Genomic DNA, 23729 nt, shown 5'->3' with positions numbered 1-23729 from the left:
GGGCATGCCCGTTCCCACAGTGGCCTTGGCCCTACTCCAGCGGAATAGTCAGGCGATCGATGACGGCGCGGGTTTCTGGCCGTACCCCGCGCCACCAGGCGAAAGCCTCCGCCGCCTGCTCGACCAACATGCCGACACCGTCGGCCAGGTGCACCACCCCCTGCGCCTGGGCCATGCGCAGGAACGGTGTAAGGCCTTTGCCATACGCCAGCTCGTAAGCCAGCTGCGTCGCGCCCAGCACGCCTTCAGGCAGTGGCGGCAGCTCGCCGGTGAGGCTGGCAGAGGTGGCGTTGACCACGATGTCGAAGGACTGTCCCTCCAACTCCTCATAACGGCTGATGCGCAGCCTTGGATGATCCAGTTCGTTGCGCAGGGCGAGCGCCTTGGCCATGTCACGGTTGGCAAGCACCAGCTCGCTCGGCCCCGCCTGCAGGAACGGCAGCAATGCACCGCGTACCGCGCCACCGGCGCCTAGCAACAGTACCCGTCGATTGGCCAGCGGCTCACCGAGGTTTTCCTCGATATCCCGCAGCAAGCCGATGCCGTCGAAGTTTTCGGCAAAGATACGGCCATCCTCGAACTTCAACGCATTGGCCGCCCGCGCCAACTGGGCGCGCTCGCTGCGCTGGTCGGCCAGCTCGAAGGCTCGCAGCTTGAACGGCGCGGTGATGTTCATGCCCAACCCGCCATCACTGCGAAACTGCAGTACCTGAGCCTCGAAGCCCTCGAGCTCGCCCTCCAGCGCGCCATACTCCAGGCACTGGCCGGCAACCTGGGCGAACAGGCCATGAATCAACGGGGACTTGGTGTGGTTGATCGGCCGGCCGATCACTGCATAGCGGTCGCTCATCGTGCATCTCCGTGGGTGAACAGCACACCGTCTGCCTGCATGGCGGTGATTTCTTCAGGGGTGAAACCTAGGCCGGCGGCCACTTCGGCATTGTGCTGACCGAGGTCCGGGGCCACCTGGTGGATCGTGGTGTCGCAGTCGGAAAAGCGGAACGGCAGGTTGGGCAGGCGCAAGGTACCGTAGCGCGGGTGCTGCTGCTCGATGACCATGTTGCGCGCCTTAATCTGCGGGTCGGCCACCACCTCGTCGATGCGCTGCACCTTGGCGCTGGGGATATCGATGTCATCGAGCAACTGCAGGATATCCGCCACCTGGCGCGCGCCGACCCAGTCGCGAACCACGGCCAGAATCGCCTGGCGATGGGCGTTGCGGCCATTGAGGCTGTGGTAGCGGCTGTCGCTGCCGAACCCGGCCGGGCCACCGTTGGCTTCCAGCATCGCGGCAAAGCGCTGCCAGGCATCGTCGACCTGGGCGGCGATTACCAGGTCGCCATCGGCCGCGCGAAACACGCCGTACAGGGTGGAGGTGGGCATGTCATGGCCGGCCTGCTCGGGCAGGACGGTGCCGTCGGACAAGGTGTAGCACTGCACCGCATATTCATGCATCGACACCAGCGTGTCGTACAGGGCCATGTCGATGTGCTGGCCGCGACCACTGTTCACCCGGCCCAGCAATGCCGCATTGATCGCCGCCACGGCATGAATGCCGGTGTACATGTCGCCAAGGGAAATGCGCAGCAACGGCGGCGCTTCGCCCGGCACGCCGACCATCTGCATGATCCCGCTCTTGGCCTCGGCGATCAGCCCGAAACCGGCGCGGTGGGCATCCGGCCCGGTATGGCCATAGGCGGAGATGGAGCAGTACACCAGACGCGGGTTGCGCGCCGACAGCTCGGCATAGCCCAGGCCCAGTTTGTCCAGGGCGCCGGGGCGATAGTTTTCGATGAACACATCGGCCGAGTCGGTCAGGCGTTGCATGAACGCTTTGCCACGCGGGTCCTTCATGTTCACGCTGACGCCCTGCTTGCCCATGTTCAGCTGCAGGAAGTAACCGCTCTGCTGCTCATCCAGGGTAAATGCATGCTGGCGCCCGGCATCGCCGCTGCCCGGCCGTTCGACCTTGATCACCTCGGCGCCGAGTGCTGCCAGGCAGCGGCCCACATAGGGCCCGGCGAGGAAGTGGCTGTAGTCGATGACGCGGATACCTGCCAATGGCAATGCCTGGCTCATGCCTGCACCCTCCGGGGCACCATCAGCCGGTGCTCGCCACGCTGCACGACTTCGCCGTGCTGGTTGATCAGCTCCGACGGCAAGACCACGATGCCCCAGCCCGGTCGGCTGTTGCTCGGGCGCATCGCCCCCACGCGCATGCGCACGTGCAGCACATCGTCGACCTTGATTGGCAGCACGAAGTCCCAGGTCCAGCCCAGCGACATGCCCGGCACAAAGCGGTATTCGCACTGGGTCTTCAGGCCGTCGGCGATCGACAGGCCGAACAGGCCGTGGGCAACCAGGCAACCGAAATGACTGGCGTTGGCGTAGGCCTCGTCGACATGCACGGGGGTGTGGTCGCCGGTGAGGTCTGCGTAGGCCAGGATACGTTCGCGGGTCACCGTGTAGGTGGGGCTGATGCATTCATCGCCTTCGCGGGCATCGTCCCAGTATCTTTCCACTACGCTCATGCCACCACCTCTGCACGTGGGTCGATGGCCAGTGCCTGGGCAACGCATTTCGCCGGCGATGCCTGAATGAACTCGACCGCAAGGCCGTCAGGCAGGCGCAGCCAGTTGCGGCCCTGGGGCATTTCGCTCACGCCGAAACGCTGTGCGGCGGCCAGGGTAGCTTCGAGGTCCTCGCACATGATGCCCAGGTGCGCCATGCGCCCTTCCGGGCCGGCAAAGTCCGGTTGGTGGATGAACTGCAGGCCACCAAGGGTCCAGTACTGTGCAGGCTGCTCGACGTCACCCTGTATTTCACGCATGGTCATGCCACACACCTCGCTGAAAAAGCGGATGTGCCACTGGATGTCGCGCACCCAGAACGCAACGTGTTCAAGGTAGGCTTTCGGCTGGCTCATGGATTACTCCCCTTCTGCTGATCGGCCATGGCGCGTTCGATGCCCTTGATGCAGGCCACCAGGGTCGCGTTGACCGGCGTGGCCACGCCATGGCGCTGGCCCCAGCGCACGACGGAGCCATTGATGAAATCGATCTCGGTGACCGAACCCTTTTCCAGGCTCTGCAACATCGAGGTACGGAAGCTTGCCGGCAGGCCTTCGGCGGCCAGCCGCCATGCAGAATCCGGGCTGGTGAGGCTCAGGCGGATGCCTGCTCGTTCAGCGACGGCAATGGCTTCAGCCACCGCTGCCTTGGCGGTGCTTTCCAGCAGCGGCTCGCTGTACAACTGGCCATAACCGAGCCTGGTGATGCCGCTGAGCGCGCCTGTCGCGACGTTGACCAGCAGCTTGTCCCACATGGTGCCGAGAATGTTGTCACTGACCGTGGTGGCGAGCCCGGCACCATTGAAGACCTCGGCGATGGCCTGCACACGCAGCGTCCTCTGGCCGTCGAGCTCGCCGATGAAAGTCTGCTTGCCCGCAACACCGGCGCGGATCGAACCCGGCGCCAGCAGCACGCCACCGACGTAGGTCTTGCCAGCCAGCACCCGCTCACGGCCCACGGCCTCGGCCAGGATGTCTTCATGGCCAAGACCGTTCTGCAGTGACAGCACCAGCGTCTGCGGCCCGATCAGCGCCTTGGCCCCGGCAATCGCCTCGCCGGTGTGGAATGACTTGACCAGCACCACCACCAGGTCGGCCACGCCCACGGTTGCCGCGTCGCAGGCTGCCTTCACCCGGACCTGCCGCTCGCCGCGTTCGTCCTGCACCCGCAGCCCGTGCAGGTTCATCGCCTCGACATGTGCATGGCCACGGTTCAACAGCCAGGTTTCGTGCCCCGCTTCGCTCAAGGCCGCACCGATGGCACAACCCAGGGCGCCGGCGCCCAGAATGCAGATTTTCAAATCGCTGACCTCCTGTGGTTTGCGACTACCTTATGCAGCGAGCCTTATTTCGGCTATACAATGGACTCAATACAATTATTGGATTTCGCAATAATGAGTGCGCTCGACGCTTTGCCCGACCCCAAGCTGCTGCAACTGTTCGATGTGCTGTACCAATGCCGCAGTGTCACTCGCAGTGCTGAACAGCTCGGCCAGAGCCAACCTACCGTGAGCATCTGGTTGGGGCGCTTGCGTGAAGAGTTGAACGACCCACTGTTCGTGCGTACGCCAGGCGGCATGGCGCCAACCCCGCGGGCAGACCAGCTGATCGGGCCATGCCGCGAGGTGCTGGAATCGCTGCGGCGCCTGACTACCTGGGAGCCGCAGTTCGTTCCGGCCACGGCGCAGCGGCGCTTTCGCCTGTGCGTCAGTGATGCCAGCCATATCACCCTGCTGCCCAGCATCCTCAACCACCTGCGCACCCACGCGCCGGGTATTCGCCTGGAAGCTGCACGCATCGATGGCAATACCGAGAGCGCGCTGGAGTCGGGCGAGGCGGACCTGGCCATCGGCTTCGTGCCCTGGCTGGGTGCGGGGATGTATCAGCAAGTGTTGTTCGAGCAGGACTGGGTCTGCCTGAGCAACCCGCTACACCCGCGTTTGAGCAACGGCATGAGCGTGGCGGGTTACCAGGCCGAGGGGCATGTACAAATCAGTGCCGGGACCGGGCAGAAGTTACTGGAGGCTGGCCTGGCGCGGGCCGGCATCGAACGCAGGATCATGCTGGAGCTGCCGGCGTTTCTGGGGTTGGGGATGATTGTCGGGTCGACCGACCTGGTGGCTACGTTGCCACGGCACATCGGCCAGACACTCGCCGACATGCATGGTTTGCACGTGCACGATTGCCCGTTTGCAGTGGAAGGTTTCACGGTCAAGCAGCACTGGCACGCACGGTACCAGCAAGACAGCGGGAATCGCTGGATCAGGGAGGTGGTGCGGGGCTTGTTTCAAACAGGGGCCGGTTAGCACTCACGGCGAAACCTTCGCTCGCCTCATCGCTCCATGGATCTGGGCTGACCCGCCGTTGGTCCACAAACGGCGACTAACGACCCATTACGGCCCTTGGCGCAAGGCCCCTAACGACCATTTGAAGTCATTAAGAACAGCAGCCTGGGTCGTAGACGGCGCTTCAAATGGTCAACCGCTTCTCCATCGGTTGGTAGATCAGCCCGGCAAGCTCGCCCACTTCCCCTGCCAACGCAAAACCGTAACGTTCATAAGCGGCCACTGAAGATAGCGACGCTCTAACTGTTACTACATTGGTCCTGGCCTGCTCCAGAGCCGCATTCATCAAGCGCCTCCCAACGCCGTGGCGCTGCCAGGCCGGCGCAACGAACAGCATCGCCACATGGCGCCCTTCCTTCAGCTCGATCAGCCCGACCAGGGTTCCCTCCGCGACACAAACCAGCATCAGGTTGTCACTTACCATTCGTTCGGCAAACGCCTTCTGAGCAACCACTTTTGCGAAGGTTTCCACGCCCTGGGCCGACAGCGATGGCGCAACCGCTAGCATGAACGCCTCCAAGCACAGGGCGTTGGCGCTTGGCAGGTCTTCCTGAGTCATCTTGCGTATCTGCATGGTCGTCGTCCGTGACTTGGGTAGGGGTATTTCTATACCAGAACATCCGACTTAGAGATATGCAACAACGCCTCTGCTAACAGACCATGCGCGAGAGGTAACGTTACAGACCGGCAGCTTCGGGTCGATAGCTGCTATGCGCTATTCGCCGTATTCCGCATTCCAAGCATCGAAAGCTTGCATCATCCTTTGTCTGGTCGATAGATCGGCAGGTATCAAATGCTCGATTCGCAGTGACTCTACAGTGATGTCCAGGGGTAGCCCGAAGGTCGTGAAGGTAGATAGAAAGCTCAACTCGCCATCTGCGATGCGCACTCGTGTCAGCAGCACGGGGCTGGCAGTCTCTGCGTGCAAGGCCATGCCCGGCGGAGGGAGGCTGCTCAGGCGCTCTGCGAGCGTAGGGTTGCTGACTGACTCCCTGGCCGCGCGTTGCCACGCGGCAGCACGGACCTCCTGGGCATTGGCCAGGCGATCACCCAGGCCGCCGGGGCATAACAGTGTTTCCAGCAGGTTGACGCCTGAGGATAGGTCCTGCGCCACACCCGCCAGCGCCAACAGCAGACCTGTGCTCACATTGGCGGCAGTGATATCCCAGTTGCTGTCCATGACGATGACCGGCGCCGGATTGTTTGCATGCAGGATATGTTCGATGGCCGTGTGTACCACACCCATAGCGGGCGCATCGAGTGGCGTCGCGGCGTAGCGCGGCGCGTAGCCAGCGGCAAGAAACACTTCGTTGCAGTAATCCAGTGGCGCCCCAAGGGTCATCAGTAAGGCATGCAAGGTGTCGGGGCTGACTTTGGCACGCCCGGTTTCCACACAGCTGAGGTGGCGCTGCGAAACCCCGGCCATCAGTGCCAGGTCAAGCTGGCTGAGCCCCGCCTGCCGACGCAGGTGGCGCAAGTGCTGGCCCGCGGAGGTGGCCGGCGCGGGGGATTTTTGATGGAACAGTTGGTAACTCATGCTTCGTCTCTAGCCCGTCCTTGCGCTCCGGCTCAATGACCTCAGAGGTCATTGAGCGTCGACCATCCTACCCCTAATGTGCCAGGAAAACCTATCAGGGACATGATCATGGCTCTTCGTATTTGTGCGCTGGCATCGTTGGTGCTCTTTTCGATTTACAGTGGCTGGACGATGTTGATTGCCGAACAATCGCTACTGGCCTTTGGGCGCGAGCTTGTTTCGCGACCGGACACAGCCCAGGTGGTCATCGACTTGTACTTGATGGCGGCGCTGGCCTGCGTCTGGATGGTGAAGGACAACCACTCTCGGGGCAGGTCGCTCATCGCAATGCTTCCCTACTTGCTGCTCACGGCGGTTTTCGTGTCCGTCGGGCCGCTGCTCTATCTGGCGGTCAATGGCCTTGATCGGGGGCGCCAGGTGTGAACGATGCCTTGAACGTCTACGCGCTGTGCGTGGTTGTGCTGTTCCTCAAGATGTTTGCGGTCTCCTGTTACCAAGGTTGGTTCCGACTGCGGCACAGGGCATTCACCAACGCAGAAGACGCCGCTGTTTTCAATCGGGTTGCCCGTGAAGCAGAGCTTGTACAAGTGAATCGGGCGAGCAGGGCCTGGGCAAACGACCTGGAGAACATCCCGACTTTTTTCGCGCTCGGTGGGTTGGCCATTGCCACGAATGCACCTGCAACCGTCACGGCAGTGTTGAGCATTCTGTTCACCGTCGCCAGGGTCCTGCATACCGTGGTTTACTTGAGGGGTATCCAGCCATGGCGCACGGTTTACTATGGTATCGGGATACTCTGCCTCTTGGGGTTCTGTACGTCGCTCACAATGACGATATGGGTGCCCTGATCCTGGGTTCATGCCAGAAGCCCCAGGCAGAATTTGCTGCGAGATTCAGTTTTGCAAGCGCGGCCCCAACATCCAGATATCGATGAAATCGACCGCAATCTCGTTTCGCTTCTCGCAAAACGGGGCCGTCTTGTGACGCAAGCAGCGGTCTTCAAAAAAACCACCGATGATGTGCGTGCGCCAGCTCGGGTCGAGCAAGTGATAAGGAAGGTTCGTGAAATGGCTGACGAAACTGGTGCCTCGGCCGAGGTCGTGGAGCAGGTCTACCGGGCGATGATTTCGGCCTTCATCACTCAAGAACTGGCCATCCATGCGCAGCCGGCCAACCGACCTTCAGCATCTTGAAGACAACGCGGGGCTCATCCGAAGCCCCGCCGCCTCCCCCTTCCATCTTTGACTCAAAGCGGCATTTGCTCGATCAGGCCGGGTACGTCATCGCGTGATGCCGCTCGAACTGTGCCCTCTCGACTCAACATGCACAGGAAACGCCGTTACCCTGTGCAGCGACGTCCACCCCCACCAACGAAAAACCCTCGTCAAGCCAGCCGGTAACCCCGCCAATCATTTCTTTCACCGGGAAACCCAGCTCAGCCAAGCGAACCGCCGCCCGATGTACGCCATTGCAATGCGGCCCCGCGCAATAAACAACGAAAAGCGTCTGGCGCGCATAGTCAGCCATGCGTTCTGCGCTGATGGTGCGGCCAGGAATATTGATCGCGCCCGGCACATGGCCCTGCGCAAACGCCTCGCTGCTCCTTACATCTACCAGCACATAGTCGACATCACCCGACCGCTGGCTACGTTCAACATCCGAACAATCCGTCTCGAACGCCAGATGGCGGCTGAAATGAAGCAGGGCATCGGATGGGCTTGCGGCAGGATATTCGCTGACCAGGCTTGGCATGGATTTCACTCCTCGGTTGAAAGTGCGCCCATTGTAGGAAGCCCGCCTGTATCGCTACAGTGGCGCACTCGACAGTCACCGGTAGTTTTCCGCCAATGCTCACGAACCCTGGTTTGGTCGCCGTGCTGGCCTATGACGGGCTGTGCACCTTCGAGTTCGGCATTGCCGTGGAGATCTTCGGGCTGCCACGCCCGGAGTTCGAATTCGCCTGGTACACGCATCGCATCGTCGCCGTCGATCCCGCACCAATGCACGCGGCAGGTGGCATGCGGGTCGTTGCCGAGTTCGGCTTGGAGTCGCTCGTTGATGCCCATACCATTATCATTCCGGGCTGGCGTAGCCGCGATGAGCGCCCGCCGCAGGTGCTGCTGGACGCCTTGCGCGCCGCGTATCAACGCGGGGCGCGGCTGCTTTCCATCTGTTCGGGGGTGTTCGTGCTCGCGGCTGCGGGCCTTCTGGACGGCAAGCGTGCCACCACCCATTGGCGCTATACGGACGAACTCGCGGCACGCTATCCACTCATTGAAGTTGACCCTGGCGTGCTTTACGTAGACTGCGGCCAGCTGATTACCTCGGCAGGCAGCGCTGCCGGTATAGATGCCTGCCTGCACCTGGTGAGTCGAGACTTTGGTACCCAGGTTGCCAACACCGTTGCCCGTCGCCTGGTTATGGCACCCCAGCGTTCCGGAGGGCAAACACAGTTCTTCCCCGCTCCCGTTGCCCAGAAGCCTCGCGATGATCTTGCCGCGGTGCTGGAGTGGGCGACCTTGCATGTGGGCAGGCCGCTTACGGTCAAGCAGCTGGCAGCGAAGGCACTGATGAGCGAACGTACCTTCCTGCGACGCTTCATCGAAGCGACAGGCATCACGCCGAAAACCTGGCTGCTTCAGGTGCGCATGAACGTGGCGCGTGAGTTGCTGGAAAGCAGCCCATTGAGCAATGAGCAAATCGCCGAACGCTGCGGGTTCGCCTCGGCGGAAAGTTTCCGGGCAGCATTTCGCAAGACCGTGGGGTTGGCGCCCATGAGGTATCGTGCGCAGTTTGGCAACCACTGACCGTTCAGCGGTACCTTTGATACACCGTTTCTGCCAAGGAAGCAGAAACACGTGCATGTCGATTCTGTCGCGCCCTGGTACGCGTCAGCTGCTATCCGGACTCAGGGCGAGTCAGAAGCGCTCATCCCCGATCGCGGGCAAGATCAACTCCCGTACGAATGAAGCCCCTGACAGGCGCAACAACGCATCGACCATGGTGACCACATCATGTACCGGTACCCAACGCCGCTCACCTCGCGCAGCAGCCTGCATCAATGGCGTGGACAGGGCGTCATCGGTATTCAGGTAACCCAGCTGAAGCACGGTCACCGCCAGGTTGTCATCCCTGAAGCCTTCGCGTAGCGCATCAGCCATGCCGTTGAGGGCGAACTTGGAGGCACCGAACGCTACCTCCGGGCGCCCGCTCTGGCGAAGAGCCGAAGTCGAGCCGGTGAGGATCAACTGCGGCCGGGGAGCACCGAGCAATCTGGGTATCAGGCGTTTGAGAAGGAGCAGCGTGGCGGTGACGTTCACCTCGACCAGCCGGGTGATCGATTCGTCGCTGTCTTCGGAGAATGCATAGTGCTCGCTGAAGGCATGCTCTTCCCAGATGCCGACGTTGTATATCAGTACGTCCAGATCGGCAGGTGTTCGGTCCGCGATCCGTGCTACAGCCGCCACTGGCTTGGAAAGGTCGGCATCGATCCAGTACAGGTCGATGCCCGGCGCAAGGGCCAGATCTTTCGGCTGTTTGCGTGATACGCCAATCAGCGTGTCCCCGGGCTTGCCGAGGCCTTCGAGCAAAGCCCGCCCCAGCCCTCTGCTGGCGCCTACGATCATCGTCTTCACATGCTGTTCCTCTTTCCCTGATCTGCTCCAGGCCTCACTGGATCGGTCATAGCCTTCGACAGGCCCAAGGCGATGAAGCCGATAATCTGGAAAACCAGCAGTGAAGTCGGAGTGTCCATTTCTGGTGCTTGCGAGTTCGTTTGCGCAAGCAGCGAGTGTGCCGCCACTCTAAAACCTTGAGTTAACTCGAGGTCAATAGCGGTTCAGGGTTACAAAGCTGGCATTTCACCTTTTTCGCCGTGGCCGCAGCAGCATTGGTCACCACACCGCCGAGCAGCGCCAGCCAGTATCCCTCAAGCCGTGGCGACCGTGCTTTTCACTGTATCGAGCAGCCCCAGGCGCGTGGCCCGGCAGACAGCACTCACCACAGCCTTGAGTGATGCCTGGAGTGTGCTGCCGTCCCTGCCCACGCCAAACAGCAACTGGTTCTTGACACGTATTTCGACGTAGGCAATGGCTTCGGCCTCAGCACCATCACGCACGGCGTGCTCGTGGTAATCGGCAATATCGAAGACCAGCCCCTGCTGGGCGAACGCATGGACCAGTGCGGCCGCTGGGCCATTACCCTTGCCAGCGAACGCCAGGCGTTCACCCTCGACCAGCAGTTGAGCGTCAAGGTAAGTGCAGGCTTCGTCAGTGGTGACCATGGGGTGCAGCAAGGCGTAGGGATTACCCTGCTCCAGGTAGTTTCTGGTGAAGCACGACAAGATCATTTCGCTGGTGATCTCCCTCCCTTCACTATCGGCGACCTGCTGCACCAGGCCGCTGAACTCCATCTGTAACCGGCGCGGCAGGACGATACCCTGCTGCTCCAGGAGATAGGCCACACCACCCTTGCCCGACTGGCTGTTGACCCGGATGACTGCCTCGTAGCTGCGCCCCATGTCGGCCGGGTCGATCGGCAGGTACGGCACCTCCCAGAAACCGTCGGGGTTTTTCCGCCGTTGGGCGAAGCCCTTCTTGATTGCGTCCTGGTGAGAGCCGGAAAATGCCGTGAACACCAGCTCTCCCGCATAGGGATGGCGTGGATGGGTCGGCAACTGGTTGCAGAACTCGACCTCACGCTGGACATGGATGATGTCAGAGAAATCCAGTTCCGGGCTGATGCCACTGGTGTAGAGGTTCATGGCCAAGGTCAGGATATCGACATTACCGGTGCGCTCACCATTGCCGAACAAGGTGCCCTCGACCCGCTCGGCGCCTGCCAGGCAGGCCTGCTCGGCGGTAGACACACCTGTGCCACGGTCATTGTGCGGGTGGATACTGATGATCACGCTATCGCGCTTGCGTACGTGGCGGCAGAACCATTCGATCTGGTCGGCGAACACGTTGGCGGTCGAAACTTCCACGGTGGTAGGCAGGTTCAGGATCATCTTGTTGGTGGGAGACGGTTCGAATACGTCGATCACCGCTTCGCAAATTTCCAGGCCAAAATCGAGCTCGGTGAAGCAGAAGGTTTCTGGTGAATACTGGTAAGTCCACTGCGTCTGCGGATTGGCCTGCATCAGCGCCTTGATCTCCCGGGTAGCCTGCGTGGCGATGCCGATGCAACCTGCGCGATCCACGCCGAACACCACATCACGAAATACGGGAGCCGTTGCGTTGTACACATGAACGATGGCCCGTGGCGCCCCCTTGAGCGCTTCGAAGGTACGCTCGATCAAGTGTGTACGGGCCTGTGTCATGACCTGGATAGTCACATCTTCGGGGATCCGACCGCTCTCGATCAATTCACGCACATAGTCGAAATCGGTTTGCGATGCTGCCGGGAAGCCAACCTCGATCTGCTTGAAACCGACCTTCACCAAAAGGTCGAAGAATCGACGCTTGCGTTCGGCGTTCATCGGCTCGATCAGTGCCTGATTACCGTCTCGCATGTCGACGCTGCACCAGGTGGGAGCGACCTTCTGGACCTGATTGGGCCACTGGCGGTCTGGCAGGTCGACTGTGGCGAAGTGGCGATATTTGATTGATGGATCCTTGAGCATCATGGCGGCTTTCTCCTGGGCCTGTGTAACACCTTGTACTTGCCCGTGATGGACAAGCCAAAGTATTGGATCCAATTTACACAGAACCTGGCTTACCTCGATTGCGTTATTCAGCATCAATTCGGCAACCGGCGAAAATTTATTGCTATAAATAATGAAAAAATGGAATTTTATATCGAAAAATGAAAATAGTCAGCCACATCCGAAATCTGTCAAAAACGAATGCGGCTCCAGGACAAAGGGCTTATTGGCTTGCCTCCACCACCTGCTCCTGCTTGAAAATATGGAACCCTCGCGCCTGATAATTTAGAAGCGCGGCAGGATGGTCGAAGGTGCAGGTATGTACCCACACCCGCTCTGTACCGCTCCACTCCCACGCTGCTCGAACAGCGTGACTCAGGAGCGCTCCGCCGAAGCCACACCCCAGGAATTGAGGTGCCAGCCCGAAGTAGCGTATCTCTGCGTTACTGCCATCGGGGCGATAGAGCTCGTAATAGCCGGCTATCGCACCACGGTAATAGGCAACCCAGGTACGGTGGCAATCCTGTTCGACGAGTGCCTGCCAGTCAGAAATCCCCCAGGTGTCAAGATCGCCCCACTCCCAAGGTGTGCCTACCAGCTTGTACAGAAACTGATTGAATTCCGCCTGAGGCACTTCACATTCAATGATCTGGAGTTCGTGAAGCTGTGGTTTTTCCTTCAGCTCGGATGCCGAGACCATTTCCAGATAATAAGTGGTGCAAGACCGTTCCATCGTAGACTCCCTACCCTACAGGCCAGCTATTGGTGTGAAACATGACAATGACCACCGGGGCCGACATCGAGCCCGGTGGGTTTTCACTACCTTACCAATTGTGCGTGTAACTGGCAGTCAATACCGTGCCGGGTGCCGGCAGGTGGCTGGTGTTGTTGTTATTGCGCAGCAACTGGCTGTAGAGCGGGTAGTAGTCGCGGTTGAACAGGTTCTGGATGCCGACGCTCACCTTGTCGTCTGCGGAGATCTGGTACTGGCTGACCAGGTCGACTGTCGTATAACTGCTCACCTGATGTCGACCAAAGCTGTCCACCCCATCGAGCCTGTAGTCCTTGGCATCGAAGAACGTGGCTTGCAAGCGGTTGCTCCAATCCAGGGTCGGCTTGTATTGCACGTAGGCGGTCAGCTTCAGCGGCGGAACGCGATAGCCTGTCATGTCTTGCCAGTCTTTACCGTCCGGTTTTTCTCGTCCGCGCATCCAGGTCGCACTCCCCCCTGCGCCCCACACAACATCGTCCGACAGCCAATCGGCACTGGCTTCAGCACCGTAGATACGCTCCTTGGTGCGGGTCAGAATCAGGCCGTTGTTGAAACTTTGTACATCCCCCAGTTTGGAGGTGGTGTAGAACAGCGCCAGGGTGCCGAGTGTGTTGCTGCCCAGGTCTCCTCGCCAGCCAAGCTCATAGTTGTTGGTCTTGACCGGCTCCAGGTTCGATGCGCCGATGTCGAAGCCACGGCGCGCATTGCGCAGCTGGATGCCCACGTCGGGCAACTGGAAGCCCTGGCTGAAGGAGGCGTAGATTTCCTGGCCAAGTACCGGCGAGTAGACGATGCCCAGGTTCGACAGCACCGCATCGTAATCAATGTCGCCACCCTTCACCGCCACCGGGGAGGCAGCCGTGGATTCGGACAACGGAACGAAGTCATCGAATTCGGCGGTGGAGTATTCGTAGCGCAGGCCGCCGTCGACCGACCAATGCTCATCGAAGCGATGCTGCAGCTGGGCGAAGGCACCGGCGCTTCGCGTCCTCAGCGGGGGCATGTACGTGAGCTTGCCAGTCTTGTCGAAAACCAGGCCGCCACTGGCGTCATAAGCCGCCGGGTCGAAGACATCGAGCGGCATGTCGCTGCGCTCCTGGTTATAGTCACCACCCCACACCAGTTCGGTACTGCCGCTGTCGCCAATCGGCGTGCGCAGGGTCAGGCGGCTTCCGAAGACTTCGCTGTTTTGCATGATCTGGTCAACATTGCCGCCGCGGGTAGCAACGGCACGGGCATCGAACGGGGTGAAGCGTGTGAAGTAGTCCCGGTAGTACATCTGGGCAGAAAGCCGGCTCCCGAGGATGTCGAGATTTTCATACTCCAGGTTCACCAGCGTGTTGCGAATGCGGTTCTGCTCGTCAAGATCCAGGCCCTTGATCGTATTGGCCGGCACAGAGCCAGCAGGGAGTTTCGCGACGCTTGGGTCGGTAGCGTAATCGGTGTCCTGGCGGGCATCGTAGTGGCTGACTGCAAGCTGCACTCGCTGGTTCTCGTCAATGTGCAGCCCCAGCTTGCCGCCAATGTTGTAGATGTTCGAATCGAACAGGTCGCCTTGGCTTGGCTCCGGGGCGATCCGGTCACCGTGCGCATCATACGAGGCACCGATATGACGGGTACCGAAGTCGAACGAGTAGTCCACCGCACCCTGAGAGCCCGCGAAATATTGCTGGAACTGCCCCCCCAGGCCATCGCTGCCAAGGCGGGTCAGCGGCGACGTCGCGCTCAGGCTGGTTTCGGCGCGGTTTTCACCACCCGCGGGCCGTGTGGTAATGGAGATGATGCCCCCCGTGGCGCCGCTGCCGTAGATGGCGCTGCTGCCACGAATGACTTCGACCCGTTCGATCAGTGCCGGGTCGATGTTGGCCAGGTTGCGCGAGGAGTCGCGGTTGGTATTGAGCGGCACCCCGTCGACCATGACCAGCATGCTGCGCCCGCGCAGGGTCTGGCCATACTCGGTGACGGTGCGGCTGGAGTCGGACATGCCGGGAACCGCCTTGGCCAGTACCGTAGCCAGGCTCTCTGACCCCTGGCGCAGCTCCTGCAGTTGTTCATGCTCGAGAATGGTGGATTGCCGCGTCGCGGAAACCAGGCTGCTGCTGGTGCGCGAGGCGGTGATTTCCATCTGGGCCATTTCCACGGGTCCGCTCTGGATTCCAGCACTTGATGCAGGGGTACCCTGCGCGACAATGACGAACGTGCGCTCATCCTTGGCCTGTACCTGCAAGCCACTGTCCTTTAGCAGTGTTTGAAGTGCTTCCTCGGGTGTGAACCGCCCCTTCACCGCAGGCGCGTTTCGGCCTGCACCAAGATCGCTGGCGAAGATGATCTGTACCGAAGATTGCTGTGCGAGTGCGTTGATGGCATCGCCCAGCGGTGCGGCGGGGAGATCCACGTTCACCTTTTCCCGGCCCTGGGCCGACATTGCGATGAGCAGGCTACTGGCAAGCAATGACAGGCGTAGCTGGCGACTGCGGAGGGGAAAATGCACTTCTCGAGTTCCTTTTTGTGGTTGGGCTTTTTCAGTAGCCGCCATGGGGATCGAGAAACCCTACCTGCGCCTGAGAATTATTTTCTTGTCGGTTTGCGTTGAATCCGGACACTGCCGTCCCCTACCTGCAGCACGGCGACAGGCAGAATGCTGGGGAGCAGATCCAGTAGCAGGTCGACATTGCGCGCTTCGAACACCCCCGTCACCTTGAGTGCGGCCAGGCTTGGGTCGCTCAGCTCGATGGGGGCCTTGCGATAGTGGCGCAACAACGACACCGCTTCATCCAGCGGCGTCTGCTCGAACACGATGCGATCATCTTTCCATGCCATCGCCTTGGAGGCGTCAGCCTTTGCAACCGGCATCAGTTGCCCGCCAATCGAGTCGACCTGTTGCCCTGGCGTCAGGGTGACAGGCGCCTGTGCTGCAGCAGCGGTGACGTCCACGCGCCCACGGGCCAGGGTCACACGCACCGCGTCGTTATCCAGCCGGCGGACATTGAACAGCGTACCGAGCACCTCGACTTTCGCGATGCCAGCGGACACTACGAAGGGGCGGTACACGGCCGAGGACACATCGAAAAGCACCTGCCCTGCGCGCAGGTCGACTTCGCGGCTGAGCAGACGCCAACTGATATCGACATGCGTGCCACTGTCGAGCAGCAGCTTGCTTCCATCGCTCAGCAGCACAGCGCGCCGCTCACCAATGGCGGTAGAGAAACGCTCGCTCTTGTAGGCTGGGTTCAGCCACGCCAGGGCCGCAAAGGCGATCGCAACCGCTAGTGTGATACCGGCCGACTTCACCGCTTTGGAGGGCGCTGACCTGGACGGCGGCATGGGGAACAGCTGCTTGAGCTCTTCACGATGTCGCCCCAGTGCCTCGTCCAATGGCACCTGTTCGGGCTGCTTGGTCATGGATGCACCTCATCGCGCCCAAGCCGTTGCCTGCACGCCGCCAACCCCAGGCGCAGATGCTTTTCCACAGTCTTGAGGGAAATACCGAGGCGCGCAGCGACTTCTGCCTGGGGGATTTCGTGAATCTTGTGCATGACGAAAACAGCCTGGCAGCGTGGTGGGAGATCAGCGATAGCGTTGACGAGCAGTTGAAACTCGCGCGCGCTGTCATACCTGGTCACCGGGGTGGCTGCCGGGCAGGCCACCTCTGGCAGCTCGGAAATTGCCTCTACCCAGGCGCCTCGGCGCCGATCGCTACGATAGCGGCTCACGGCGGTGTCGTGGGAGATTTTTCGTAGCAGGGCCAGTGGGGTTCTGACGTCTTCTTTCTCACCGCGCTCAAGCAACTGCACACACACGTCATGCACTACATCGCGCGCCATGCTTCTGTCGCCGAAGCGTCGGCGAATGTGGTCCACCAGCTCGTCATAGTGACGGACCAATGTAGACAGCAGCGACGGTTTGGCGGGATCGAACGACACGATGCATCCTGGATAAGAGGTAGGCCTCGAAAACAAGACACAAGTGTAAATGAGAAATAATTGCGAATAAACAAGCTACAGCATCGAGCCATGCTAAACCGAGAGAGGGCGAGGAATGGTCAGACCGTTGGCAATGGCACTGGCTTCCAGCTTTGCACGCTCCGCATCCAGAAAGACATAGGCGGCTTGCAGCGTGTTGATCTTCGCTTGAATTTCAGCCATCTTGCCGGCTACCAACATCGCGCCTTGGGCGCAATCGATCGTGTTACCGCGCTTGGCCGCAAGGATGTCGCCAATCTCGGCGAGCGAAAAACCGCCGCTCTGGGCACTTTGAATAAAGGCCAGGTCAACAACGGTCTGGTCGCTGTAGCTGCGGTAATTGTTGGCTTGGCGATGGGCCACGATAAGCCCGAGTTGCTCGTAATAACGCAGTGTATGGCGGCCCACCCCACTCCGGCGCTCCAACTCTCCGACATTCACGATAAAAATTCCTTGACTGTAGAGTAGGCTCTACACCTTAGCCTGCGCCGATCATCCAGACAAGGATTCAGATATGAGCGTGGAATGCTTCGTCACTGGCGGCAGTGGGTTTGTGGGTCAACATCTGCTGGCCCATCTTACCGCGACAGGGCACAAGACCTGGGTGCTCATGCGCAACCCTGCAAACATCGAACGCCTCAAAGAGCAGGTAGGCCAGCTGGGAGGTAATCCCGCGTATTTAAACGCAGTTGAAGGAGACATCAGCAGGGATGGGCTTGGACTCAGCGAAGCAGACAGGCAATGCGTAACTTCGGCCGCGGTGGTCTTTCACCTCGCGGCGCAGTTTACCTGGGGCCTTACAATGGAACAGGCCCGCGCAGTCAACGTACAAGGGGCGCTGAGGGTCGCCAGGCTTGCGGCGAGCCAGCGTATCCGCTTGCTAATGGCTGGCGGTTATATGCTGCAGAACCTTACCCATCTTGCAAGTATCGGGGTTGATAACGCGCACCCTGAAAACACCAATTGGCCTGCAGTATATGGCCGTGTCGGGGGCTACGAAGGCAGCAAGCTGGAGTCCCATTTCGCAGTCATCCGTTACATGCAGGAGGTAGGCGCAGATTACTCGATCGTTCATCCTGCTACGGTATGTGGTCACAGCGAGAGTGGGCATATCCCTGAAGGTCAACCTCTGGTGGACCTCATCAGAAACCTGGCACTGGGCCGGTTCAAGGCTGTCCCCGGTTCCGCCAGGCACTGGTTGCCGCTGGTCAGCGTTGATTACCTGGTAAAGATGATGACGTGCGTGGCGTTCGACCCATCAATGGTCAACCGGCAGGTCCTGGCGCTGTATGAGTACACGCCGAACCTGCAGGGTATGCTTGAGCAAATGGCACAAACGCTGGATATAGAGCCCCCCCGCCGCCATGTACCCATAGGGTTGCTGAAGTGGCTGTTGGCGATTCCAGGACTGGCCAACCGATTATCGATCAGCGCGGAGTCACTGAACTTCATCCAGACGCAGCGGTTCGACATGAACGACAGCCAGCAACTGGAACGAAAGTATCAGTTGGCCCATCCCGACATGACGCGAACTTTGGAAAAGACGGTGCGCTACGTTGAGGGCTACTTGCCCAATCGTCATGTTCATACTTCTGCATATCCTGCCGGAAGATAACAAACGGGTTCTGACAGAACGCGTGATTCTGTCGAACATTCCAGCAACTTCGGTGTTATATTGTTGCACATGAACCGATTGGTTACTTTCTGACCGTCCGGTTAGCTAAAGCGTGTCGACGCTCAACTTGGTCTTTAGGGAAAAAGGCGTGTGAATTGACGTGAAGCGTGACATCCACCTCGTTGTGCTACTGCTATCGGTCATCGGTTGTTCTCTCGCCTCGCTAACGCTGTGGAAGGTCATGGCTTCTCGCGAGCGTGCCCTGGAAGACATCAATGTCCATGGCCTTAACCTGACCCAGGCATTGTCCACCTATTCGGAAGGTATTGTCCGTCAGAGCTCAATGCTGCTGCTCGGGCTGGTCGAGCGCCTGGAAACCGAGGGCTCGGGACCTGCGCAGATCGAGCGGCTGGATCAACTGGTCAAGCGCCAGCAACCATTGATGCCGCCAATGAGCGGTATCATGATCTACGCCAGGGACGGACGCTGGCTGATGTCGTCCAACCAGCCGACCCCCGTCGGTGCCAACAGCAGCGACCGCGCCTTTTTCATACACCATCGTGACGACCCGTCCCGCGACCCTTTCATCGGCCTGCCAATCCGTAGCCGCGTCAACCAGGAATGGGTGATCACCATCAGCCGGCGGTTCAACGATGACCATGGCGAATTCGCCGGCGTTGTCGCCATGACGCTTGGCGTGGAGAACTTCCTGCAGCTATTCGGCAAACTCGATGTCGGCCATGAGGGTGCCATCGGGCTGGCCTATACCGACGGTTCCATGCTGGTGCGCTACCCGTTTCGGGAACAGGACATGGGGCGCAACTTTTCGAAGTCGCCCATCTTTACCAAGTATCTCGTCGACCAGTCAGCAGGCACTGCATCGTTCACCTCCAGCCTGGACGGCGTGGAGCGCCTCTATGCGTTTCGCAAGAGCGACAAGCTACCTTTGGTGACAACGGTCGCGCTGGGCAAGCAGGAGGCACTCTCGGCCTGGCGGCTCGAGGCGCTGCTGTCAACGCTGGTGGTCGCTGTGCTGCTGGCACTGACCGGGGCCATTGGCTGGCTGTTGATTCGCGCCATGAGCCGGCGAAATGCGGTCGAAAGCGAGCTTCGACTGACCCAGCAACGGCTACTCGACAGCAACCAGCAGCTCGAGAGCCTGGCGATGCACGATGCGCTCACGGGGCTTGCCAACCGGCGCTGCTTTGACGAAGCGCTGACTCAGGAAATCCGCACGGCCCATCGCAATGGCACCACGCTGGCTTTGCTGATGATCGACATCGATCATTTCAAACCCTACAACGACACCTACGGGCATCCGGCGGGCGATGCCTGCCTGCAGCAGATAGCCTCCCTGCTCTCTTCCTGCATTCGCCGCCCTCGCGACCTGCTGGCACGCTACGGGGGTGAGGAAATGGCGGTAATCCTGCCCGATACCGACAACGATGGAGCGGCCGTCGTCGCCAGGCTGATGCTCGAGCGCCTGGCCTTGCAAGCCATCCCTCACAACGGCAGCCCATTCGGACACATAACCGCCAGTATCGGCATCGCCTGCTCCGAAGGTACGGCCCTGGACAGCGCGCCATCACTGATTGAGCGCGCCGACCGGGCGCTCTATATCGCCAAGCAGGCCGGCCGCAATCGCCTCCATGTCGACCGGGCGAAGACATAAAACCAAATAACAAGGAATGTATAAATGCAATCTCATTTCAGCAAAGGCTTGCTCTTTGCACTCTGCGCCGCTGCACTGAATGCAACGATCGGTGTACTCAGCAAGGTATTGATGAACAGCGGATTCAGCTCCAGCAGCATCGCCCTGATAAAAACAGTCCTCGGCTGCCTGTTGCTGTCAGCACTGCTACTGTTCCTCAAGCGGCCACTGCATACGGCCAAATGGTTCCATGCCGCCGTTTGCGCCTTTCTCGGCATTTTTGTGCTGTTCCACTTTGAGACTTCGGCCTATAGCCATTACGCCGCGGCAGGCGTCGTGGTGATCCTGATGGCAAGCGCCTCCATTTCTTCGATATTACTGGGACGGATAGTCCTCAAGGATCCAATCACCGCCAATGCGACAGTAGGCGCCGGTTTGACCATAGCTGGTATTGCCGTGATTTTTGGAGCCGACCTGGACCAAGGCTTCACGCTGCAAGGCGCAATGCTTGCTGCGACTGGGGGCTGCGGCTACGGTGCATTTTCAGTTGCCATGAAGCGCATGGGCGTTTCCGGGGGGCTGCATTTCACTCGGCAACTCTTGTTTTTCGGCAGCCTCTACCTGCTGATGCCGGCTGCAACCGATGGGTTCATCATTGGTGAACTGTCGCCGGGAGCGGTCCTGGCATTGCTGGCGCTGGCTGCGTTGCCGACTATCCTCGGCTTCTTCTGTACCACCAAGGCCATCGAGTACCTGAAACCCTCGCAAGTCCAGGCGCTGGAGCTGACCGAGCCGCTGTTTGCCGCACTGCTGGCGTTCGTGGTGCTCAATGAAGTACCGCGGGACACGTTGTACCTGGGGGCCGGGCTGATTCTCTTCGGCCTGTGCTTCTCCAATGAGCTGATCCGACTTGGCAAGAAAGCGCCACAGCCGTCCAAAGCATGAAACGCGTGCGAGCAAGCACCTCGAGGCATGCATGCTCGCACGGCCGCATTACCAGATCGCAATATCGTAGGTCAGGTAGATCCGGTTGCTGTCGCGCCCTCGGGAAAAGTCAGAGCGGTAGACGTAGTTGCGAAGCTTCACACCCAGACCTTTCACAGGCCCGGATTGCACCACGTAGGCAAGCTCCACATCACGCTCCCACTCGCTGAGCCCGGCTTCACCGGAACGACCGTTGTCCCCGCTCAGGTAACGCGCCATGAAGGTCAGCCCGGGCACACCGGCCGCTGCAAAGTTGTAGGCGTAGCTCGCCATCCAGGTTTTCTCTTCCTCCTCGATGAACTTGCCTATGCCAACGTTACTGAACGAGTAAACCGTCGCGCCGCTGATGTACGGCAGCCCTGCCTCGCCGTCGAGCACCTGGTAACCGGCACCGACAGTGTGCCCGGAGTGGGTATAGGACAACTGCCCGCTGAACATGTCATTGTCGATCTGGCCGCCATGAGCGGCTCCGCTGTCGCGGCTCTTGAAATAGCGCAAGTCGGTGGTGAACACCCCTCCACCCAACGGCAGGTCGTGTACCAGGCCGGCATAGTCCTGGCGATAGAAGTGTTCGAGCTGGCCGTGGAAATAGCTCAGGCGCAGCTGCTTGCTGACGGCATAGTCGGCCCCGGCAAAGTTGAAATCGCCAGACTCGCCGCCACCATAACCATCCAGGAACAGACCGGTGCTGTCCGAGGAGTCCCGCTGCTTGAAGCGGTCCAGGTGGCCGGCGGTCAGGGTCAGGCCATCGACATCGGTACTGGTCAGCTGCGTACCCTGGTAGGTCTGAGGCAACAATCGTGCATCGTTGTACACCAACACCGGTGTCTTGGGCAGCAAGGTGCCATGCTTGACGATGGTCTGCCCCAGTCGAGCTTTGGCGGTTACCCCGGCACTGGCGAACTCGTCCGCGGCACGGCCATCGTCATGCACCGGCAGCAAGCCGGTACCGCTGCGGCCGCGGCCCGAATCGAGCCGTACGCCTACAAGCCCCAAGGCATCGAGCCCCAGGCCCAGCGGGCCTTGGGTGAACCCTGATTGGTAGTCGAGCAGAAAACCCTGCGCCCATTCCACCCGCTCGCTCTTTGCAGTTGCAGCAGCGCGGGCGCTCATGCCTTGTTCGTCGCGGAAGTTTTCGTTGAAGTAAACGTTGCGCAGCTGCAGCTTGAGCTTGCCGTCGTCGATGAATCCGGCAGCGCCGGCCACAGGCAGCCAGCCGCAAAGCAGGCCACAGGTGGCCCGGCGGAAAACAATTCGGGACATTTTCGATACTCTGTTGTTGTTCTTGGATGAGGTGGGCGCCAGCGGCGCCCGAAGCAGATCAGACGAAGAAGGACAAGGCACCCGTGACCAAGGCCAGTGCGGTGATGACCAGTGATGTCAGCACCGCCCATTTCACGGTGGCCTTCTGGAAGTCGCCGATGTCGCGATCGACCATGCCCACCAGCAGCAAGGTCGAGGCCACCAGCGGGCTCATCAGGTGCACTGGCTGCCCCAGCACCGAGGCGCGGGCGATTTCAACCGGGTCGATGCCGTAGGCGGCCGCAGCGTTGGCAAGGATCGGCACCACGCCAAAGTAGTAAGCGTCGTTGGACAGTACGAAGGTCAGCGGCATGCTGGTCAGCGCCACCACCAGCGGGAACCAGTGGCTCCACGCCTCGGGAATCCAGTCGACCAGGGTCTGAGCCAGCGCATCGACCATCTTGGTACCCGAGAAGATCCCCGCGAAGATGCCTGCGGCGAATACCAGCAGTACCACTGTCATGGCATTGCCAGAATGGGCGAGGATGCGCTCTTTCTGCAGATCCAGCTGCGGGTAGTTGATCATCAGCGCCGCGACGAAACCGATCATGAACAACAGTGCGGAATGCATCACGCCCATCACCAGCGCTGCCATGACGGCAATCACCAGCACCAGGTTCACATACGCCAGGCGTGGGCGCTTATGTGGGCTCTCGCCGAGGATTTCCTTGATGTAGCAGTTGCCGCCACCCGACTCCAGGGCGATGTTACCGATGCGTCGGCGCTCGGCGCGGCCCAGCAGGAACGCGGTGAACACTACCCAGGCCGCACCGCCGATCACGGTCGGCAGCATCGGGATGAAATACTCGGTCGCATCCAGCCCGAGCGCGGCAATGGCCCGGGTGGCCGGCCCACCCCAAGGGCTCATGCCACTCATGATGCTCAGCGACAGCATGGATACCGTGGCCAGGATCATTGGGTTCATGCCGATGCGCTTGTACAGCGGCAGCATGGCCGCGCAGGTGATCATGTAGGTGGTGGTGCCGTCACCGTCGAGCGCCACCAGCAGCGACAGCAGCGCGGTACCGATGGCGATCTTGACCGGGTCGCCATTGACGCGCTTGAGGATCTTGCGGATCAGCGGGTCGAACAGGCCGGCATCGATCATCAGGCCGAAGAACAGGATGGCGAACAACAACAGGGCCGCCGAGGGCGCCACCATTTTCAAGCCATCGAGCATCATCTTGCCCAGCTCGGGGGCGAAGCCGCCGATCACTGCAAAGACAATGGGTACCACGGTGAGCGCAACGATTGGCGACAGGCGTTTGCTCATGATCAGGTAGGTGAAGGTCACCACCATGATCAGGCCCAGGAGTGCGAGCATGGTCTTTTCTCTTGTTTTTATTCT

25 protein-coding genes are annotated in these 23729 nt (G+C 60.4%); 8 read left to right on the top strand and 17 right to left on the bottom strand.

What is annotated here, in order from left to right; all coding sequences use genetic code 11:
* Window positions 1-31: 31 nt before the first annotated feature.
* The 5 genes from aroE to KDB76_RS12280 are packed head-to-tail and all read right to left on the bottom strand — an operon-like array spanning window position 32 to window position 3870.
* Window positions 32-850 (bottom strand): shikimate dehydrogenase, encoded by an 819-nt coding sequence (aroE, locus tag KDB76_RS12300; protein ID WP_024086860.1) that lies wholly within the window; start codon window positions 848-850, stop codon window positions 32-34.
* Window positions 847-2079 carry a CoA transferase gene (locus KDB76_RS12295; protein ID WP_024086859.1) on the bottom strand — a complete coding sequence of 411 codons (1233 nt, stop codon included), beginning with the start codon at window positions 2077-2079 and terminating at the stop codon, window positions 847-849. The genes aroE and KDB76_RS12295 overlap by 4 nt, the downstream gene beginning before the upstream one ends.
* Complete coding sequence (locus KDB76_RS12290) at window positions 2076-2531, bottom strand: MaoC family dehydratase (protein WP_003256790.1); 456 nt, start codon at window positions 2529-2531, stop codon at window positions 2076-2078. Before KDB76_RS12290 ends, KDB76_RS12295 begins: the two co-directional genes overlap by 4 nt.
* Window positions 2528-2926, bottom strand: a complete 399-nt coding sequence (locus KDB76_RS12285) for a VOC family protein (protein ID WP_015270100.1) — start codon at window positions 2924-2926, stop codon at window positions 2528-2530. Before KDB76_RS12285 ends, KDB76_RS12290 begins: the two co-directional genes overlap by 4 nt.
* Entirely contained in the window at window positions 2923-3870 is a 948-nt protein-coding gene (locus KDB76_RS12280) for a ketopantoate reductase family protein (RefSeq protein WP_023660573.1), read from the bottom strand. Before KDB76_RS12280 ends, KDB76_RS12285 begins: the two co-directional genes overlap by 4 nt.
* A 93-nt stretch (window positions 3871-3963) precedes the next feature.
* Here KDB76_RS12280 and KDB76_RS12275 point away from each other — a divergent pair, with 93 nt between their 5' ends.
* Window positions 3964-4875: a LysR family transcriptional regulator gene (locus KDB76_RS12275; RefSeq protein ID WP_015270098.1), complete on the top strand. Its 912-nt coding sequence runs from the start codon at window positions 3964-3966 to the stop codon at window positions 4873-4875.
* 163 nt (window positions 4876-5038) lie between these two features.
* Here KDB76_RS12275 and KDB76_RS12270 read toward each other — a convergent pair whose 3' ends face one another.
* Together KDB76_RS12270 and KDB76_RS12265 are read right to left on the bottom strand one after the other, a co-directional pair.
* Window positions 5039-5488: a GNAT family N-acetyltransferase gene (locus tag KDB76_RS12270; protein ID WP_024086858.1), complete on the bottom strand. Its 450-nt coding sequence runs from the start codon at window positions 5486-5488 to the stop codon at window positions 5039-5041.
* Between the two features lie 141 nt (window positions 5489-5629).
* A complete protein-coding gene (locus KDB76_RS12265) occupies window positions 5630-6451 on the bottom strand; it encodes a helix-turn-helix domain-containing protein (protein ID WP_038409400.1) in 822 nt (273 codons plus the stop codon).
* A gap of 108 nt (window positions 6452-6559) precedes the next feature.
* On the opposite strand from KDB76_RS12265, the gene KDB76_RS12260 reads away from it, so the two are divergent.
* The 3 genes from KDB76_RS12260 to KDB76_RS12250 are packed head-to-tail and all read left to right on the top strand — an operon-like array spanning window position 6560 to window position 7644.
* Window positions 6560-6874, top strand: coding sequence for a DUF2834 domain-containing protein (locus KDB76_RS12260; RefSeq protein WP_024086856.1), 315 nt, complete (start codon window positions 6560-6562; stop codon window positions 6872-6874).
* Entirely contained in the window at window positions 6871-7299 is a 429-nt protein-coding gene (locus tag KDB76_RS12255; protein WP_038409399.1) for an MAPEG family protein, read from the top strand. The genes KDB76_RS12260 and KDB76_RS12255 overlap by 4 nt, the downstream gene beginning before the upstream one ends.
* 36 nt (window positions 7300-7335) lie before the next feature.
* A complete protein-coding gene (locus KDB76_RS12250) occupies window positions 7336-7644 on the top strand; it encodes a chorismate mutase (RefSeq protein ID WP_047932587.1) in 309 nt (102 codons plus the stop codon).
* A 124-nt stretch (window positions 7645-7768) separates the two neighbouring features.
* Here the strand turns inward: KDB76_RS12250 and KDB76_RS12245 are convergent, their stop codons facing one another.
* Window positions 7769-8203, bottom strand: a complete 435-nt coding sequence (locus KDB76_RS12245; RefSeq protein WP_038409395.1) for a rhodanese-like domain-containing protein — start codon at window positions 8201-8203, stop codon at window positions 7769-7771.
* 95 nt (window positions 8204-8298) lie between these two features.
* On the opposite strand from KDB76_RS12245, the gene ftrA reads away from it, so the two are divergent.
* A complete protein-coding gene (gene ftrA / locus KDB76_RS12240) occupies window positions 8299-9258 on the top strand; it encodes a transcriptional regulator FtrA (RefSeq protein WP_038409393.1) in 960 nt (319 codons plus the stop codon).
* A gap of 111 nt (window positions 9259-9369) precedes the next feature.
* On the opposite strand, the gene KDB76_RS12235 is transcribed toward ftrA, so the two are convergent.
* The 7 genes from KDB76_RS12235 to KDB76_RS12205 all read right to left on the bottom strand — a co-directional run bounded on the left by KDB76_RS12235 (window position 9370) and on the right by KDB76_RS12205 (window position 17270).
* Window positions 9370-10086, bottom strand: a complete 717-nt coding sequence (locus KDB76_RS12235) for an SDR family oxidoreductase (RefSeq protein ID WP_023660562.1) — start codon at window positions 10084-10086, stop codon at window positions 9370-9372.
* A 293-nt stretch (window positions 10087-10379) separates the two neighbouring features.
* Window positions 10380-12077, bottom strand: coding sequence for a 2-isopropylmalate synthase (leuA, locus tag KDB76_RS12230; RefSeq protein ID WP_038409391.1), 1698 nt, complete (start codon window positions 12075-12077; stop codon window positions 10380-10382).
* 241 nt (window positions 12078-12318) lie between these two features.
* Window positions 12319-12828: a GNAT family N-acetyltransferase gene (locus KDB76_RS12225; RefSeq protein ID WP_024086851.1), complete on the bottom strand. Its 510-nt coding sequence runs from the start codon at window positions 12826-12828 to the stop codon at window positions 12319-12321.
* Window positions 12829-12919: 91 nt separating this feature from the next.
* Window positions 12920-15358, bottom strand: coding sequence for a TonB-dependent receptor (locus KDB76_RS12220; protein WP_038409389.1), 2439 nt, complete (start codon window positions 15356-15358; stop codon window positions 12920-12922).
* 77 nt (window positions 15359-15435) lie between these two features.
* The gene (locus KDB76_RS12215; RefSeq protein ID WP_013972240.1) at window positions 15436-16269 is read right to left on the bottom strand and encodes a FecR domain-containing protein; all 834 of its coding nucleotides are present in this window, start codon (window positions 16267-16269) and stop codon (window positions 15436-15438) included.
* Window positions 16266-16790 carry an RNA polymerase sigma factor gene (locus tag KDB76_RS12210; RefSeq protein WP_013972239.1) on the bottom strand — a complete coding sequence of 175 codons (525 nt, stop codon included), beginning with the start codon at window positions 16788-16790 and terminating at the stop codon, window positions 16266-16268. Before KDB76_RS12210 ends, KDB76_RS12215 begins: the two co-directional genes overlap by 4 nt.
* Before the next feature lie 93 nt (window positions 16791-16883).
* Window positions 16884-17270 carry a MerR family transcriptional regulator gene (locus KDB76_RS12205; RefSeq protein ID WP_023660557.1) on the bottom strand — a complete coding sequence of 129 codons (387 nt, stop codon included), beginning with the start codon at window positions 17268-17270 and terminating at the stop codon, window positions 16884-16886.
* A gap of 73 nt (window positions 17271-17343) precedes the next feature.
* On the opposite strand from KDB76_RS12205, the gene KDB76_RS12200 reads away from it, so the two are divergent.
* The 3 genes from KDB76_RS12200 (at window position 17344) to KDB76_RS12190 (ending at window position 21040) form a co-directional block, all read left to right on the top strand.
* Window positions 17344-18444: an SDR family oxidoreductase gene (locus KDB76_RS12200; protein WP_023660556.1), complete on the top strand. Its 1101-nt coding sequence runs from the start codon at window positions 17344-17346 to the stop codon at window positions 18442-18444.
* A gap of 160 nt (window positions 18445-18604) precedes the next feature.
* Window positions 18605-20116, top strand: a complete 1512-nt coding sequence (locus KDB76_RS12195) for a sensor domain-containing diguanylate cyclase (protein WP_023660555.1) — start codon at window positions 18605-18607, stop codon at window positions 20114-20116.
* 24 nt (window positions 20117-20140) lie between these two features.
* On the top strand, window positions 20141-21040 hold the full coding sequence (locus tag KDB76_RS12190) for an EamA family transporter (RefSeq protein ID WP_023660554.1): 900 nt from the start codon (window positions 20141-20143) through the stop codon (window positions 21038-21040).
* A gap of 48 nt (window positions 21041-21088) precedes the next feature.
* Here the strand turns inward: KDB76_RS12190 and KDB76_RS12185 are convergent, their stop codons facing one another.
* Both KDB76_RS12185 and KDB76_RS12180 read right to left on the bottom strand, forming a co-directional pair.
* The gene (locus tag KDB76_RS12185) at window positions 21089-22342 is read right to left on the bottom strand and encodes an OprD family porin (RefSeq protein ID WP_038409385.1); all 1254 of its coding nucleotides are present in this window, start codon (window positions 22340-22342) and stop codon (window positions 21089-21091) included.
* A 58-nt stretch (window positions 22343-22400) separates the two neighbouring features.
* Window positions 22401-23705 (bottom strand): citrate:proton symporter, encoded by a 1305-nt coding sequence (locus KDB76_RS12180; RefSeq protein WP_013972233.1) that lies wholly within the window; start codon window positions 23703-23705, stop codon window positions 22401-22403.
* Window positions 23706-23729 lie beyond the last annotated feature (24 nt).

Source organism: Pseudomonas sp. JS425 (assembly GCF_018223845.1).
In the GTDB taxonomy this organism is placed as follows: domain Bacteria; phylum Pseudomonadota; class Gammaproteobacteria; order Pseudomonadales; family Pseudomonadaceae; genus Aquipseudomonas; species Aquipseudomonas asiatica.
This window is presented reverse-complemented; position numbering and strand designations above follow the sequence as displayed.

Excerpts from the sequence above, each read along its gene's own strand:
- aroE (WP_024086860.1), bottom strand. The coding sequence starts at position 850 with ATGAGCGACCGCTATGCAGTGATCGGCCGGCCGATCAACCACACCAAG.
- KDB76_RS12295 (WP_024086859.1), bottom strand. The coding sequence starts at position 2,079 with ATGAGCCAGGCATTGCCATTGGCAGGTATCCGCGTCATCGACTACAGC.
- KDB76_RS12290 (WP_003256790.1), bottom strand. The coding sequence starts at position 2,531 with ATGAGCGTAGTGGAAAGATACTGGGACGATGCCCGCGAAGGCGATGAA.
- KDB76_RS12285 (WP_015270100.1), bottom strand. The coding sequence starts at position 2,926 with ATGAGCCAGCCGAAAGCCTACCTTGAACACGTTGCGTTCTGGGTGCGC.
- KDB76_RS12275 (WP_015270098.1), top strand. The coding sequence starts at position 3,964 with ATGAGTGCGCTCGACGCTTTGCCCGACCCCAAGCTGCTGCAACTGTTC.
- KDB76_RS12270 (WP_024086858.1), bottom strand. The coding sequence starts at position 5,488 with ATGCAGATACGCAAGATGACTCAGGAAGACCTGCCAAGCGCCAACGCC.
- KDB76_RS12265 (WP_038409400.1), bottom strand. The coding sequence starts at position 6,451 with ATGAGTTACCAACTGTTCCATCAAAAATCCCCCGCGCCGGCCACCTCC.
- KDB76_RS12260 (WP_024086856.1), top strand. The coding sequence starts at position 6,560 with ATGGCTCTTCGTATTTGTGCGCTGGCATCGTTGGTGCTCTTTTCGATT.
- KDB76_RS12245 (WP_038409395.1), bottom strand. The coding sequence starts at position 8,203 with ATGCCAAGCCTGGTCAGCGAATATCCTGCCGCAAGCCCATCCGATGCC.
- ftrA (WP_038409393.1), top strand. The coding sequence starts at position 8,299 with ATGCTCACGAACCCTGGTTTGGTCGCCGTGCTGGCCTATGACGGGCTG.
- leuA (WP_038409391.1), bottom strand. The coding sequence starts at position 12,077 with ATGATGCTCAAGGATCCATCAATCAAATATCGCCACTTCGCCACAGTC.
- KDB76_RS12225 (WP_024086851.1), bottom strand. The coding sequence starts at position 12,828 with ATGGAACGGTCTTGCACCACTTATTATCTGGAAATGGTCTCGGCATCC.
- KDB76_RS12215 (WP_013972240.1), bottom strand. The coding sequence starts at position 16,269 with ATGACCAAGCAGCCCGAACAGGTGCCATTGGACGAGGCACTGGGGCGA.
- KDB76_RS12200 (WP_023660556.1), top strand. The coding sequence starts at position 17,344 with ATGAGCGTGGAATGCTTCGTCACTGGCGGCAGTGGGTTTGTGGGTCAA.
- KDB76_RS12190 (WP_023660554.1), top strand. The coding sequence starts at position 20,141 with ATGCAATCTCATTTCAGCAAAGGCTTGCTCTTTGCACTCTGCGCCGCT.
- KDB76_RS12185 (WP_038409385.1), bottom strand. The coding sequence starts at position 22,342 with ATGTCCCGAATTGTTTTCCGCCGGGCCACCTGTGGCCTGCTTTGCGGC.
- KDB76_RS12180 (WP_013972233.1), bottom strand. The coding sequence starts at position 23,705 with ATGCTCGCACTCCTGGGCCTGATCATGGTGGTGACCTTCACCTACCTG.